This window comes from Rhizobium sp. Root1334 (genome assembly GCF_001426665.1).
Classification (GTDB): domain Bacteria; phylum Pseudomonadota; class Alphaproteobacteria; order Rhizobiales; family Rhizobiaceae; genus Pararhizobium.
In genome coordinates this window covers 81,694-97,129 of the sequence record NZ_LMEY01000003.1, presented here as the reverse complement: position 1 = coordinate 97,129, position 15,436 = coordinate 81,694, and the positions used below count along the sequence as shown (strand labels likewise).

General features: G+C 59.9%; 11 protein-coding genes. 5 read left to right on the top strand and 6 right to left on the bottom strand.

The genetic code is table 11. From position 1 onward, the window contains the following. The first annotated feature begins 15 nt into the window (after window positions 1-15). The 5 genes from ASD36_RS08970 to ASD36_RS08950 all read left to right on the top strand — a co-directional run bounded on the left by ASD36_RS08970 (window position 16) and on the right by ASD36_RS08950 (window position 5,847). Window positions 16-1,005 (top strand): tripartite tricarboxylate transporter substrate binding protein, encoded by a 990-nt coding sequence (locus ASD36_RS08970; RefSeq protein ID WP_060508930.1) that lies wholly within the window; start codon window positions 16-18, stop codon window positions 1,003-1,005. A 61-nt stretch (window positions 1,006-1,066) separates the two neighbouring features. Beyond that, complete coding sequence (locus ASD36_RS08965) at window positions 1,067-1,567, top strand: tripartite tricarboxylate transporter TctB family protein (protein ID WP_060508928.1); 501 nt, start codon at window positions 1,067-1,069, stop codon at window positions 1,565-1,567. A 33-nt stretch (window positions 1,568-1,600) separates the two neighbouring features. Continuing rightward, complete coding sequence (locus tag ASD36_RS08960) at window positions 1,601-3,139, top strand: tripartite tricarboxylate transporter permease (protein WP_060508926.1); 1,539 nt, start codon at window positions 1,601-1,603, stop codon at window positions 3,137-3,139. Window positions 3,140-3,178: 39 nt separating this feature from the next. After that, the gene (locus ASD36_RS08955) at window positions 3,179-4,132 is read left to right on the top strand and encodes a sugar phosphate isomerase/epimerase family protein (protein WP_060508924.1); all 954 of its coding nucleotides are present in this window, start codon (window positions 3,179-3,181) and stop codon (window positions 4,130-4,132) included. Beyond that, complete coding sequence (locus ASD36_RS08950; protein WP_060508923.1) at window positions 4,129-5,847, top strand: dihydroxyacetone kinase family protein; 1,719 nt, start codon at window positions 4,129-4,131, stop codon at window positions 5,845-5,847. The genes ASD36_RS08955 and ASD36_RS08950 overlap by 4 nt, the downstream gene beginning before the upstream one ends. A 73-nt stretch (window positions 5,848-5,920) precedes the next feature. Here ASD36_RS08950 and ASD36_RS08945 read toward each other — a convergent pair whose 3' ends face one another. From ASD36_RS08945 to bcsN, 6 genes are all read right to left on the bottom strand, one after another. Then, a complete protein-coding gene (locus tag ASD36_RS08945; protein WP_060509054.1) occupies window positions 5,921-6,472 on the bottom strand; it encodes a glutathione peroxidase in 552 nt (183 codons plus the stop codon). Window positions 6,473-6,531: 59 nt separating this feature from the next. Continuing rightward, entirely contained in the window at window positions 6,532-8,697 is a 2,166-nt protein-coding gene (locus ASD36_RS08940; protein ID WP_060508921.1) for a cellulose synthase, read from the bottom strand. Further along, window positions 8,694-9,746, bottom strand: a complete 1,053-nt coding sequence (locus tag ASD36_RS08935; protein ID WP_082562723.1) for a glycosyl hydrolase family 8 — start codon at window positions 9,744-9,746, stop codon at window positions 8,694-8,696. The genes ASD36_RS08940 and ASD36_RS08935 overlap by 4 nt, the downstream gene beginning before the upstream one ends. Next, on the bottom strand, window positions 9,743-12,094 hold the full coding sequence (locus ASD36_RS08930) for a cellulose biosynthesis cyclic di-GMP-binding regulatory protein BcsB (RefSeq protein ID WP_060508919.1): 2,352 nt from the start codon (window positions 12,092-12,094) through the stop codon (window positions 9,743-9,745). The genes ASD36_RS08935 and ASD36_RS08930 overlap by 4 nt, the downstream gene beginning before the upstream one ends. Continuing rightward, complete coding sequence (gene bcsA, locus ASD36_RS08925; protein WP_060641724.1) at window positions 12,091-14,277, bottom strand: UDP-forming cellulose synthase catalytic subunit; 2,187 nt, start codon at window positions 14,275-14,277, stop codon at window positions 12,091-12,093. Before bcsA ends, ASD36_RS08930 begins: the two co-directional genes overlap by 4 nt. Window positions 14,278-14,384: 107 nt before the next feature. Further along, window positions 14,385-15,311 (bottom strand): cellulose biosynthesis protein BcsN, encoded by a 927-nt coding sequence (bcsN, locus tag ASD36_RS08920; protein ID WP_060641723.1) that lies wholly within the window; start codon window positions 15,309-15,311, stop codon window positions 14,385-14,387. Window positions 15,312-15,436: the final 125 nt, after the last annotated feature.

Genomic DNA, 15,436 nt, shown 5'->3' with positions numbered 1-15,436 from the left:
ACGGAGGAGTTTTAGATGAAAACATCAGTCTCAATCGCATGCATCATGGTTGCCGCATTCGGCGTTGCCGCACCGGCAATGGCTTTCGAGCCGAACCGCCCGGTCGAGTTCGTCGTTACCGCCGGCCCCGGCGGCGGCACGGATATCTTCGCGCGCACGATCCAGTCGATCATCTCCAAGTACGAGTTGATGAAGGCGCCAGTCGTCGTCACCAACAAGGGCAGCGCCGGTGGTGCTGAAGGCTTCGTCTATGCGGCGGGCTACAAGGGCGACGCCTACAAGCTCGCTTTCGGCACCAACAATGCCTACCTGCTGCCGGTTCGTGCCAAGGTTCCCTACAAGTCGGAAGACCTGACGCCGGTCGCAGCACTCGCCTCCGATGAATTCGTGCTCTGGGTCAACGGCAAGTCTGACATCAAGACGGCCGCCGATTTCGTCGCCAAGGCCAAGGAAGCTGGCGATTACAAAGTTGGTGGAAGCCAGTCGAAGGACGTCGACCAGATCCTCACCTCGATGATCAACGATGCAAGCGGCGCAAAGCTCGGCTATATCCCGTTCAAGAGCGGCGGCGAAGCGGCCGTCCAGCTGGCTGGCGAGCACATTGCCGCCAACGTCAACAACCCGAGCGAAAACCTTGGCCAGTGGCAGGCGGGCATGGTCAAGCCAGTCTGCGTCTTCAAGTCGGAAAAGCTGAAAAGCGACGGCAAGGTTGCCGGCGAACAGGGCTGGGGCGATATTCCGACCTGCAAGGAATCCGGCATCGCGATCGACAACTACTCCATGCCGCGCACCGTCTGGCTGCCGGCTGGCGTCGAGCAGGACGTTGTTGATTTTTACGCTGGCGTCCTGAAGAAGGTGTCCGAGACACCGGAATGGGCCAAGTATCTTGCTGATACCTCGCAGTCGTCCGACTATATGAGCGGCACGCAGCTTGCCGATTTCATCAAGGGCAACGAGGCTTCGGTGACGGAAGTGCTGAAGCGCGAAGGTTGGCTCGCCAACTGAACCCATTAAGGTTCCCTGCGGACGCTTCAGGGCGTCCGCACCCACCGGAAAGGTTTGAACGATGAGCGAGAACAGCGCCAAGGGATTGTCCCGCTTCGCGATGGAAATCGGCGTCGCCCTCTTGACTGGCGCCTTCGGTGCCGCAGTCTGCTACGGGTCGGTCGAAGCCGGCACGGGCTGGACCGACATGGGGCCGGATGCAGGCTACTTCCCCTTCTATATCGGCCTTCTGATCATGTTCGGTAGCGCCGCCAATCTGGCCGCCGCTCTGTTCAAGCACCGCAGCAGCGGCGAAATCTTCTTTGACGCCTCGCGATTCAAGGTCGTCTTGTCGTTTCTGTTGCCGCTTGTTGCCTTCGCAGCAGTCTCCACCTTTCTCGGTCTCTATGTCGGAACGGCGCTCTATATCGCCGGCGCCATGACTTTCCAGGGCCGCTACAAGTGGTGGATCGGCCTGCCATCGGGCATCGCCGTCTCGCTTCTCTTCTTCGTCATCTTCGAAATCGGCTTCAAGGTTCCGCTCCTGAAAGGCCCGGTCGAGGCGTGGTTCGGGATCTATTGATTCCGCCGCCTTGTTGTCTTTAGGAGGAAAGACATGGAAAATATCGGTCTCCTGATCGACGGCTTCGGCCATATCCTAAGCTTCAATCATATTCTGCTGATGATGCTCGGCGTGACGCTTGGCATTCTCGTCGGCGTTCTTCCCGGGTTGGGGGCTCCCAACGGCGTGTCGCTGCTTTTGCCGCTGACGTTCTCGATGGACCCGATTTCGGCGATCATCCTCTTGTCCTGCATGTATTGGGGAGCGCTTTTCGGCGGATCGACGACGTCCATCCTGTTCAACATCCCCGGCGAGCCCTCCTCTGTCGCGACCACCTTCGACGGCTATCCGATGGCAAAGACCGGCCAGGCAAGCCGTGCGCTGACACTGGCTTTCGTGTCCGCCGGTATCGGCGCATTGTCGGGTGTCGTGATGATCACACTCTTGTCCGGCTGGGTCGCCAATTTCGCACTGAAATTCTCGTCGCCTGAATATTTCGCCGTCTATTTCCTCGCCTTCGCCAGCTTTATCTCGATGGGCGCGCAATCACCGTTCAAGACCCTGGTTTCGATGATGCTTGGCTTCGCGCTGGCTTCGGTCGGCATGGATACGATCTCCGGCAACCTCCGCCTCACTTTCGATATTCCTGAACTGATCAAGGGCGTCTCCTTCCTCATCGCCGTCATGGGCCTGTTTGGCATCGGCGAACTGCTCCTGACCACGGAAGAGGGCCTGCGGTTCGAAGGCATCAAGGCACGTGTGAAAATGGCGGAGATCGGCCGCACGCTGATCGAGATGCCGCGCTACTGGTTCACCATCCTGCGCTCCACCATCATCGGTATCTGGATGGGTATCACGCCCGCCGGCCCAACCGCCGCATCCTTCATGAGCTACGGTGTTGCCCGCCGCTCGGCGCGCGACAAGTCGATGTTCGGCAAGGGTGATCCGCGCGGTATCGTTGCGCCGGAAACGGCCGACCATTCGGCTGGCACCTCCGCCTTGCTGCCCATGCTGGCGCTCGGTGTTCCGGGTTCTGCTACGGCTGCCGTCATGATGGGCGGATTGATGATCTGGGGCCTGACACCTGGCCCGACACTGTTTACCGACCGTCCGGATTTCGTCTGGGGGCTGATCGCGTCGATGTATCTCGGCAATATCGTCGCCGTGATCCTGGTGCTTGCCACCGTCCCGCTCTATGCGTCGATCCTGCGTGTGCCGTTTGCCATCATCGGCCCGATCATCGTTGCCGTCATCTTCTCCGGCGCCTATCAGGTCGCCAATTCGGTGATGGATATCTGGCTGGTGATTGCCTTCGGCCTGCTCGGCTATATCTTCAAGAAGCTCGACTATCCGCTGGCGCCGCTGGTTCTGGCCATGGTTCTTGGCGACAAGGCTGAAGACGCCTTCCGCCAGTCGATGCTGATGTCGAATGGCGATCTCTCGATCTTCTGGTCGAATAGCCTTGTCTCCGGTCTGATGGCCTTGGGTCTGGCACTTCTCCTTTCGCCGCTGGTGTTCTGGCTGATCGGTCTTGTCCGTGGTGGGAAGAAAGACGGCTCGCCTTCGGCGCACGATGGAAAGACGGCGGCCTGACCGGCCGCCGCATGTCCCGGAAATTTGAAGGATAAAGCCATGCCCGCCAAACCGCGCCAATGGAACAGAGAGACCTGGCCGATCGCAGCCGCGATGATCCAGTATCCGAACATCCTGCCTGATGGTCGCTCCGTTCAGGATCAGTCCGTCGAAGAATGGGCAGAGACGCTTGCCGATGTGGTTGACGCCGGTTTCACCGAGCTTGACCCGACTGACAGTTGGATCCGGCTTGCCGATCTTTCACCCGCGCGGCTCGGCGCTTTCGTGGCGCTGACCCAGTCACTGGGATTGACGATGTCGGCGATTTCGACGGCACGCCGCAGCGTTATCGATGAAAGGCACGGCGACGATTATCTGGCCTATGGCCACCGGGTCATCGATACAGCCAAGGCGATCGGTGCGGGCTCGGTTTCCTTCGGCCTGTTCGAGGCACTGACCGATGCGCAGAAGAAGGCGCTGTGGTTCTGGACCGTCGATGGTGCAAAAAATCCTGATGACGCGGCAATTTGGGGCAAGGCCGTCGCCCGCCTTCGAGAGCTGGGCCGCCATGCCGAAGAGCTCGGCATCGACCTGGCGCTGGAAATGTACGAGGACACCTATCTCGGAACGGCGGAAAGCTCGGTTCGCTTGGTTGAAGATATCGGCCTTGCCAATGTCGGCATCAACGCGGATCTCGGCAACCTGATCCGCCTGCACCGGCCGGTCGAGCACTGGCAGGAGATGATGGCCAAGGTTGCGCCTTATGCGAAATATTGGCACGTGAAGAACTACACCCGCACCGAGGATCCTGCATCCGGCGTCATCGTCACGCATCCGGCGCCGCTGGAGTCCGGCATCATCAATTATCGCGCCGCCATTCGTATGGCGCTGGCACATGGCTTTTCGAGCCCCTTCCTTTGTGAACATTATGGCGGCGACGGGCTTTCCGTCAGCGCAGCCAATCGCGATTATCTGAGGCGTATCCTGCCTCGCGACCAAGGACAGACGTCATGACCACCATTTTCGATGAGCCCGAGGAATTCGCAACGACCGCGCTCGCCGGTTTTGCCGCGATCTACAGCCGGTATGTCCGCCATGTGAAAGGCGGCGTTGTGCGCTCGACCAAAGTGCCGAAGGGCAAGGTCTCGTTGGTGATTGGTGGCGGCTCCGGACATTATCCGGCCTTCGCCGGTTATGTCGGCCCGGGTCTAGCCGATGCGGCGGTTGCCGGTGATGTGTTCGCCTCCCCTTCGACAGCAGCCGTGGCGCGCGTTTGCCGCCACGCGGACCAGGGCGGCGGCATCCTGCTCGGCTTCGGCAACTATGCCGGTGACGTGCTGAACTTCGGGGTTGCGGCGGAACGCCTGCGGGCCGAGGGCATCGATGTGCGCATCGTGCCAGTGACCGATGATGTGGCCAGTGCGCCAGCGGATGCGACCGCAAAACGCCGTGGTATTGCGGGCGATCTCGTCGTCTTCAAGATCGCCGGCGCTGCGGCGGAAGCAGGCATGAACCTGGATGAGGTCGAGCGCGTCACGCGCCATGCCAATGACCGCACGGTTTCCTTCGGCGTTGCCTTCAAGGGCTGCACCCTGCCAGGTGCCAGCGGTCCGTTGTTTACGGTTCCGCATGGACAGATGGCGTTGGGCCTCGGCATCCACGGCGAGCCGGGCATCAAGGAAGAGGCGATCGTTCCTGCCAAGGACCTGGCCAAACTGCTGACGGAAAAGCTGCTGGCCGAGCGTCCGGCCGGGACGACGAAGGTTGGCGTGGTTCTCAACGGACTGGGAGCCACTAAGTATGAAGAACTGTTCGTGCTCTGGACGACGGTCTCGACGCTGCTGAAACATGCCGGGCTTGAGGTTGTGGCGCCGGAAGCCGGCGAATTCGTCACCAGCCTCGATATGCAGGGTTGTTCGCTGACGCTGCTCTGGCTCGACGATGAACTGGAAACGCTTTGGTCGGCCGCCTGCGATACGCCGGTCCTGCGTCGAGGTGCGACGTTTGCGACGGAGCAAGCAACTGGCGCGCTTGAGGACGTCGAAGGAAAATTGACGTTCGCGCCTTCCTCCGAAGCGTCGAAGGAAGCGGGCAAATGCGTCGCCGGTCTGCTTACAGGCATCGCTGCGGCGTTGAAGGATGCGGAAGAAGAACTCGGCCGGATCGATGCCCATGCGGGTGACGGTGATCATGGCCAGGGCATGCGCCGTGGTTCGGCTGCGGCACTCGATGCTGCCAACGCGGCTGTCGCAGCGGGTGCTGGAGCCGCAAGCGTGCTGGCCGTTGCCGGTGATGCCTGGGCTGACCGGGCAGGCGGAACCTCGGGCGCGATCTGGGGCCTTTTGCTGCGCTCGTGGAGCAATGCGCTGAGCGACAATGACGCAATCGAGAAGGATGCGGCCGTCAAGGGCGCCCGGCTTGCGCTGGATGGCGTTACCCGGCTTGGCCGCGCGCGGCTTGGCGACAAGACCTTGGTCGATGCACTCATCCCGTTTGTCGAGACGCTGGAGAGCGAGTCCGCTTCCGGAAATTCGCTGCCGGAAGCCTGGTCGCTGGCAGCCGATGCAGCAAAGTCCGCAGCCGACGCGACCTCGGCGCTCACCCCGAAACTCGGCCGCGCCCGGCCGCTCGCCGAAAAGAGCATCGGTCATCCCGATGCCGGTGCAGTCTCACTGGCGCTCGTCGCGCGGGTGGCGGCAGATTATATTTCCAAGTCTGGCGTCAAGTAAGCCGCACTGTATCCACTTCGACCGGCCATGATTAGATGCATGGCCGGTCGTTGCTGTTTAAAGTCCCGGCATTTCAGGCCCGCTGCGCCAATTCCCTGTCGATCGCGGAAACGAGGCGGCTGTCCTCTGCGGTGACATCGGGTGAAAAGCGCGCGGCGACCTTGCCGTCGCGGCCGATCAGGAACTTTTCGAAGTTCCAGAGCACGTCGGCCTTGTTTTCCGGCTCGACGCCGTATCCCTTCAACCGGTCCCGCATCGGGCCTTCACCGGTAGCGTCGGGCGCAATTGCCGTCAGGCTGCGATAGAGCGGATGAGCCGCTTGCCCCTTGACGGAAATCTTTGAGAAAATGGGAAACTGTACATCGTAAGTGCTGGTGCAGAATTCGACGATCTCGGCCTCGGTTCCCGGCTCCTGCCCCATGAAATCATTGGCCGGGAAGGCAAGGATGACAAACCCTGCGTCGCGCTTGGCTTCATACAGCTTTTCGAGACCTTCATACTGGACCGTCAGGCCGCATTTCGACGCGACGTTAACGACCAGCATGACGCGGCCACGAAATTCGGCAAGCGTCGTCTGGCGCCCGTCGGCTGTCTTGACCGGGATATCCAAAGGGGAAGATGTCACGTTGTCCACTCCGCTCCCGATGGCTAAACCGGAACGCCGGGGGGAGCCTTGCGTCCCGGTCAGTCCTTGTCGTTGAATATCTGGTAGAGAATGCCAAGTCCACGCTGACCATCGCGATTGCCGATGGCAGCCAGCGCTTCGAACACTCGCCGCGCGTCGGCGTAACGCTTCAGCCTCAGATAGGCATAGCCCCGAAGCGACAGGAGGTCGGTCCTTTCGGGTCCGATCTGCCTCAGTTGATCGAGGATAAGGATCGCTTCCCGCGAGCGGCCGGCATCAAACGCTGCCACCGCCTTGTCGGCGAGGATCGCCTGTTGCAGTTCGAAAGCGCGTTGGCGGTTTTGTGGCGCCTTGATCGCGGAGACCGCAGCCTTGGCTGAGAGACCGGCGCGCAAGTAGGCGAGGCTTTGGCCATAGGCTGCATCCTCGCGGGTTTTTGCCGATGAACCAAGCATGCCAACCTCGAAAGCCGCCGCTGCTTCCATTGGCCTGTTGCGCTCCATCAGGCACCAACCGCGCGTCAGAGCGGCTTCAGGCGCCAGCGTTTGCGGATTGATCGTGGACTTGCAGCCCCGATCGGCCGAAACGGTTCTGCGTGGACGTGTGACAGCCACTTGCTCCTGCTGGTCGTATTCCACATCCTGCGACGTCACGACCGTGCGCGGCTGCCGTCTGACGGCAACCGTTTCATTTGCTACCGGTAGCTGCCTGTTTGCCATTTCCGGCTTTTCGACTTCGCCGACCTTGGCAATGCGTTCCGAGCGTCCCGCCCACAGGCGCTGGATTTCTGAAAGCCCGTTCAGATCGTCCAGCTGCTGATAGGTCACCGCCAGTCCGTAAGCCGACGGTTCGTCGTCAAGCTTCCAACCGAGGGCGGTCCGGAACCATTGCAGGGCCGTTTGCGGCTGGTTCAGTGCGCGGGCATACCAGCCGAACTGCTGGGCGGTTGATGCATCACGCGACTTTATCACTTCGGCGGCAATGCGCTTCAGCACCTCACCGGAAATCGCGACGGGCGGCTCGAGCGCCAGCAGATTGGCGGTGGCCGCAAGATAAACTGCTTTTGCGTCCTTGGAATCGTCGCGCCAGCGATACATCGTGTCTTCGGCAGCAAGCTGATCGTTGCGGTCGATCAAGGTGAGCGCCAGCCCTTGCGAAGCGGACGCCGTATCCTCCTTGTCACGCGCTTTGCGGAACCATTTTTCCGCCGCTTCCATGTCGCCCCGCGGCAGATGATACCAGCCAAGCAAGAGGGCATCGGAGGCAAGACCGCCCGTCTCGGCCAGATGTTCCACACGCGCCAGATATTGCGGCGGAACGACAAGCTTTCCGTCGGCATTGGCTTCCGCAACAAACCGGCGCGCGAGATCGTCGCGGATACTGTCGAATTCCATCGTGCCGTCAGGAGCCGTTTTCTCCTTGGCGAGCAAATCCTCGACACTCTTGGCGGGAAGAATGGCGGCGGCTTTCTGAACCGTCGCCAGCCGCTCGGCGGCATTCTGGCAATTGTTCAGGATATAGGAATAGGCGTCCGTCGCGCGCTGTGCCTTGTCTGTGCGGAAGAAGGCCTCGGCCACGCGCCAAAGCACATCGACTTCACTGCAGGTGAGCAGGCTCGGCGTTTCCGAGCCGATCCGTACGACGGTGTCGTATTGCTTCAGGTCCGAGGCGTTGATCAGCCGCGTACGGGCTTCGGCAACGGTCAAACGGTCGATCAGGTCCGCCGGCGGTTTCCACGCGGGTTCCGCGATCTGACGTTCCGCAATGGCCTTGCGGACTTCGGCGTAACGGCCTTGTGCATAGAGATCCCACATTGTCTCCAGCTGCTTGTCCTCATTTTGAGGAACAGCCAACGGATCCTTCGGCGGCACCCAATCCGGATAGAGAGCCTTCAATCGGGAGATTTCTGCCTGAAGCCGAGCCGTATCGCCACGGCTGGCAAAATAACGCAACGCGCTTTCGTCGACGGTTGCCGCCGTTGCAGCAGTCACCACCGTGTCGAGTACCGGCCGCGCTGAACGTTTGATCTCGCGGAATACGGGCGCGTTTACGCCAATGACGCCCGAGTCTGACTGCTGAACCAGACGCGGCGACAGCGCAACAGGCTCTTCCGCATCGGCCAGCGAAAGAGATCGCATCGCATGCTTGATGTAGTCAGGCTTATTCATCCCGAAGACACTGATGGCGACGATCGCTGCTGACAATGCGATGAAGGTTGACTTCATGAGCACTCCCGCTGCTGAGCAGCTATAAATGATAGCCCCAGCAAATGGAGCGTAGAAGGATAATAGCGGGTCGGCGCGAATTGCTTCAAATCTTCCGGCACGGCTGTCTTGTTCACCACACAGGCCAGAATATGGTTAATTATTTGATAACCCGGATCGGAGAGGTTGTCCTTCGGCAGACCAGAAGAAATATCTATGGTTGCGTATTCTCCATTTGCACCAAATGTCCCCCGCATCAATCTCGTCAGCAGGTCTCGATCGGTTATGCCCGCACGCACGAGGTAAAGCGGGATGCGCAAGGCATTGTAGCCAAATTCTGCAGGGAACCCGGTTGCGGGGGCTAACGGCGATGTCAGCGATACCCAATCCGTGGGTAATTGTTTTGGACCAAAGCGAAGCTCACCGAGAATAGCAATGCCGTCGGTACGCAGCTTTTCCCAGGCCGGGGACGGTGCCAATTGATCGAGCACCGGAAAGGCCTCGAAAATCCAGTAGGAAGGATTGATGACGGGGCCATCATCGCGGTCTTTGGCGGAAAAGCCTGTGGCGGCCGGTAAAAGCAGCGTGCGCCCCGAGATTTGAATAACGGTTTTATCAAGAATGGCGCGGGCGATGCTCGCGCCATTCTTGATGTAGTCCGGCCGGTTCCATTGTTTCCCCGCCAGCCCCAGAGCGTAGGCAATCAGGATGTCTCCATCCGTCGCATTGTTGATGTCGGTGACATGCGGCTTGGTGGCGGGGTTCCATTTCCACGCTGCCAGGCCATCGCTGCGCAACAGAAGTTCAGTGCGGGTAAAAGACCAGATCAGTTCGAAATCCGCAGGATTGCCTGCAAGCACGGACAGCAGCAGTCCATAGCCCTGGCCTTCGCTATGGCTGATATTGCCGTTGGCATCGTCAATGATGCGGCCACCGGGGTCGAGAAATTTCGCTTTGTAGGCCTGCCATGCATCGGCAGCGATCAAGGGTTGCTGTGCAGCCGCCGGAGTACTCGCCAGACAGAAGCTGAAAAGTCCTGCAAGGAAGGCCGCCAGCAGTTTTCCTCTCATTGCCGCCGCCCGAGATTGCTGAGCATCGTTGCGGTCGCCAATCCGAGTATGACGGCAAGCACCGCAAGCAACACCGCATAGGACAGGATATTCGTCGACAACCAGTTGGCCGCGATGAGCCGGTAATTGGAAAATGAACCGGGCTGTGTTGGTATGAACTTGAAGCTGTTCACCGGTACGGTCTGCACGGTCTTGGTGCCGGCCTCATATGTCGAGATACGCCCGGCAAGCTGCGCCCACGGCGTGTGCCCGCTCAGGGCTTGCATGCTTTCGCGCAGTTCCTTACCGGTCGGTGCGGCGACAACCGTCCATGTTCCCGTCCCATCGGGGCTTGATGCCTGCGCCAGGAGCAGCGATGCAGCGTTTGATGGCATGAAGCTGCTTTCCGATCTCGGCGCAAACCGCAGGGATGTCAACGTGATGTCAAAATTCTGCTTCAGCCACCCCTCAAGAGCGCTGATCTGGCGGCTGAACAAGCCACCCTTCAACTTGTCGCGCCATTCATCATAGGCGGCCTGCGTATTGACGCCTTGCGCCTGAGCGCCTGTATCAGGGCCCCACGTGTTGCGGCTCGCTTCCGAAATGTTCATCTGGGTGAAGACCATCTGCGGCATCTGCGACAGGGAGCCGATGAAGATTGCGCTTCTGTTGCCGATCAACGCCGGGGAGGCCACTGTTTCGACAGCGACGGGATGTCCAGCCCCCGTAGCAAGCCGTCCCAGGAATGTCGCCGCCGCCGAAAGCGTGTTGGCATCGATGCGATCCATGAACAGCGGAACGGGTTCAACGCTCCTGTTGTAAGGCGCTCCCGTTCCTGCTGTTGCCGCGAGGTTGGGCAGTTGGCCCACGCGGGCAAAGTCCGGCATGTGGAATTCCGACGTATCGAACACTGCAAAGCGCGGGGCATCCGCACCGGTCGCTCCGGGCGCGCAAACCTTGTCGCTTTCGGTTTCCAGAATGCCTTCAATTGCAATCGTATTCACGCCCGGACGAAGATGCCGCATCGTTACGTTGATCGGCAGATGACGAAGGAGCCCGCCGCCTGACGAGGTGATCGGAACCGTGGAGGCAATGCTGTCATTGACGTAGATATCGATGTGGCTGCCGGGCATGACGGCCGACGAATAGGCCGCGTCGAGCAGGATCACCGCTTCGCCATAGGAAGCGGCGTAGAAGTCCGATGGAATGCCGATGGTAAAGTCCGTGCGGAAGCGCCTGCCGGAAAATTCTTCAGTCTTCAGCCCCAGTTGCGAAAAGGGAAGGCGGGTGTTGGAAAACAGGAATGGCGCGTCCGGAGCGCGCCAGCGTTGGGTGGTAATCACGTCGCGGCGAACCGGTGCGGTAATATCCGTCGGGGCGACAATGCTTTCGATCGCACTGCGGATCGCCTGCCATGTCGGCCCGGTGATCACGAGGACCGGCATTCCGGTTTTTGCGTCCTGAACAAAACCGGCAACCGGCCCGGAGGCGGCGCCATCAGGCAAGGACGCAAACAGCGGCGACAGTTCCGTGGGCGTGCCGACGAGGACGGTCATTTCGCCAGGACCTGATGGCGTCACTTTGTTGGTTTCAAACGAGAACGACTGGTTTGGCATATCGGCCAGAACCGCAAGGCCCTGCGAAAGGCGCATCAAAGGGGCGGTCGAGCCGGGCTGTTCCAGCGCCGGAACCACAAAATTAAACCGGGTGAGACCGCTTTCATCGACGCCGATGGCTTTGATGTCATCGAGGCTCTGCATGGTGAGGGGCTCGTTGCCGGCAAAACTGAGATAGGTTTTCTCTGCGTCGATGTTCGACCAGAGTTCGTAAGTCGATTGAACGGAGCAATCGGTGCGATGACGCTGACTGGAGCGCAGACGGATCAGGTTCGATCCCGGCTTCAACAGGTCCTTCGGAAGGTTGAGGCCAAGATCGGATATGGATTCGGGCGAACGGATCGCTTCATCGGCGATCTTCGTATTGTTCACCTCGACGGTCAGGCGCGATGTTTCCGGGGCAACGAAAATCGAATTCTGATAGCCAAGATTGAGCTTCGCCCCTGTGGCGGCCTGCTGGGGGGTGAGATAGACAGACCAAAGCCGGTCTTCGAATTCCCCCGTCAGCCCAAGGCTGCCTTCGGGAAGAACATACCGCCGGAGGGGTTCGGTTATGACCGTCTCGGCAACCGGCGCGACGGTCACCGGCTGGGAACCGAGTGGATTCTTGCCGTGATCTTCCGGCGGCACTGTCACGGCAGGACTATCCGAGGCGGGACGCTCCGGCGTCATGTCGAAAGGAAGCGTCTGGGCGCGCAGCGAGACGGCCGGCAATGCAAGCAACGTCAGGGCGAGGATGACGGCCTTTGTCATTTTCGTGCTCCCGCCGAAACCTTGGCCTTGCCGCTTGCTCCCCGATTACTGAAGAAATAGGCGAGCCCCCGGCTGGTCTGATAGAAGGCCAACCCAAAAAACCAGAGCGTGCCACGGAAAAGGCCGGGATTGCCGCGGCGCGACAGCTGAAACTCCGTCCATTGCTGCGAATTCGCGAAAATCAGATCGGCGACGAGACTGTGATCGCGCGCCGCTTCCGGCAAGTATTGGCAACCCATCGTGACAATATCGCCGTCCACCTGGGTGTTGCGGACGGCGACCGGAAGAATTTCTGCGGTCTCGCGGCCATGGGGCGTGAAACGGATCAGGCCGCGTGTATCAACAGCGGGCGAGCCGATCGTCTTGGCATAGACATTGATGCGGGCACCATAGACCGAAACGTCATCGATCGTTGCCGGATACCAATGTTCCCCGAGGCCGAATTCACACTGGCGCGTCACCTTGACCCGGCGCGTTGCCGACAATTCACCGCGCTCGGAAACGACGCCAAGTGCGCATCCCGCAAGGAGGAGGTTGAGCAGGTTCCAGCCGCCGACCACCAGCGTGACGTCTGCCTTGTAGGGTTCGGTGTAGACACGGTAGATCGTCACCAAGAGGGCAAGCAGCAGAATGCCGAAAATGATGAAGAACGGCCTACTGATTTCCGACAGGCGGCTGACCAGAACGGATTCATCCTTTGCCGTCACCTTGAAGCTTGGCTTTCTCGGGTTGACGATTGCCGAGACAACCGCAGGCAGGAGATGAACCGTCTGGACGTATTCATAGAGTTCGGAGATCCATGGCCAGCGGAAAGAACCGTACAGATAGTTCTGCATCATCAGGTTCACGAGCATGTAGGCAAGGGTATAGCCCAGGAACTCGCCGCCGGATGCCGTGAAGATTTCCAGATCGAAGAACAGGTAACAGAGCGGCGCGAACAGGAAGATCGTCCGGGGAAACGGAAAGAGCCAGAACAACGTCGATGACATGTAGCAGAGGCGCTGCGGGATCGACAGGCCGCGCTTCAATGGTGGAAACTTGAACCGCAGGATTTGCATCATGCCCTGCGCCCAGCGGCTGCGCTGACCGATGAAGCTGGCAAAAGTGGCGGGTTRCAGGCCCGCGATCAGCGGCCGGTCGACATAGACACTGTTCCAGCCGCTGGCATGAAGATCAATCGCGGTTTCGCAGTCTTCCGTGATGCTGACACCGCTGAAGCCGCCGGTCTGGTCGAGGGCCTGACGACGCAGGACCGCCGCCGAGCCGCAGAAGAAAGAGGCATTCCACTTGTCGAGGCCGCGCTGGATGATGCCGTAGAACATCTCGTTCTCGCTCGGCATCTTTTCAAATGTTCGCAGGTTGCGTTCGACCGGATCGGGATTGAGAAAGAAATGCGGTGTCTGGACGAGAAACAGTCTCGGATCGTCTTCGAAATAGCCGACCGTTTCCAAAAGGAAATCCCGCGCAGGCGCATGGTCCGCGTCGAAGACGGCAATCAGCTCGCCTTGCGAATGCTGCATGCCGTTATTGAGATTGCCAGCCTTGGCATGCTCGTTGCGCTCGCGCGTCAGATAGCGGACATCAAGATCGGCGCAGAGGACCTGCAGTTCCTCATGCCGGGACTTGGCCATCTGGCTTTCGAGCAGGTTTGCCGAGTTCCGCTTCTGGAGCGTGCCGCCATCGTCGAGCAGCCACACTGTCAGCTTGTCGGCGGGATAGTCCATGGCTTTTGCGGCAGCCAGCGTATTGGCAAGCAGATGCGAGTCTTCGTTGTAGGTAGGTACATAGACATCGACACTCGGATACTGCCCTTTCGTCGCGGCGCGCGACGGGCGCGACGGCAGCRGCATGGCAACGACGAACAGGCTCAGCGCCAGCATCATCACGCTGTACATTTCAGCCAGATAGAGCAGGAAGGCCGGAATGAAGTTTTCAAGCTGATTGACCGGCGGCAGCGTGCTGGTCGTGCGCCAGTAGACGTAACGCATCACGATTGCCGTGCCGAACGCAAGCGCCGTGAGACGCCAGGTTCCCTCTGCTCTCAGAATCTTCAGAGCAGCCATGAACGTGACGACGGCGATGCTGGCAATCAGCTGGGTCTGCAGGTTGATCGGCAGGGTAACCAGCGCAATCACGCAAAGGGAAGCGATTCCCCAGAAAAGAACGATGCTCGCTTTGCGCATGGTTGGTACCCTTCAGGAGGCCTGCCGGTGGCACGCCAATGCCGGCAAAACCCTCAAAACGCCATGGTCAACTCAAATTGCATCCGGCAGTTCGGATCATGCCGAAGTTACTTGCATCGTCCGGCATCCGCTGATTGGTTCACACAATCCGGCGAAGGCACAACGATCCCACTGATATCCCCCGTTGTTGGTAAAGGAATGGTTTCTTCCGCTGCCGGTTGTTTGACTGGCTCGATCTTTTCGCTGGCAACAACGACTTGCCGGGACCGCACGGCAGGGCGTGGGCGCTCGACCTCGACGACCGGCATCACATTGTCATGCAGGTCTTGCGTCTTGGGATAGATCGGATGTCCGCTCCGGCCCAATGTCGGGTCGACGCTTGGCGGCTCCCCGTAAGGGTTCCAGCCGGCTGCATTGAAGGCGCCGCGGATCGTGTAGCCATACATGTTGCTCACCAGCTTCTCTTCGCTGGCATTCTCTTCGCAGAGCCGCAGGCGAACCTGGATCGTGCCACGATTCTGGAAAGCCGTTCGCGCATCCTCCGGCGAACGGATCTGCTGCCAGCCATAAAGGCAGGCATCGTTGCCGCGGCCACGGCCATAGGCATAGCTGAAGGGGCCGTAATTGTTCTGCAGGTAGATCGGCGACTGCTTGAGCGCGATTCCGGGAAGGGCGCTGCGCATTTCCCTGGCGATTTCGCTCGCCCGCACGGATGAGTAGCCAAGAGACCGCGTTCCTTCGAACTTCGATCCGACGGGTCCGAACAGTTGCACGCGCATGACATTCTGGCCGGGCGTGGATGCCGATGTGAACAGGAGGATGTCCTGCTGGGTCGCATTTCTGAACGTGCGCTCGACGATGTTGACGATGGCCGGTCCGCCAGGGCCTGGCAGGGCAAATGCGGTCTCATTGGGCACTGTGGTTACGGTATCGGACAGCCTCACGCCTTCACGGGCACCACAGCCTGCAAGACCGAGCGTCACGACGATGCCGGCAAGCGTATATCGAATGGCTGGGGTTCGTGGAAAGGACAATATGCCTCCGTCAATTTCTTCGCGGATGGATCACGGCCAAGCGCGATTTCGAATCAGATCGGATCGAATCTTCTCTTACTGATAGATCATGAGGCCAGATTCGGGAATCCCCATTGATGAGAGGG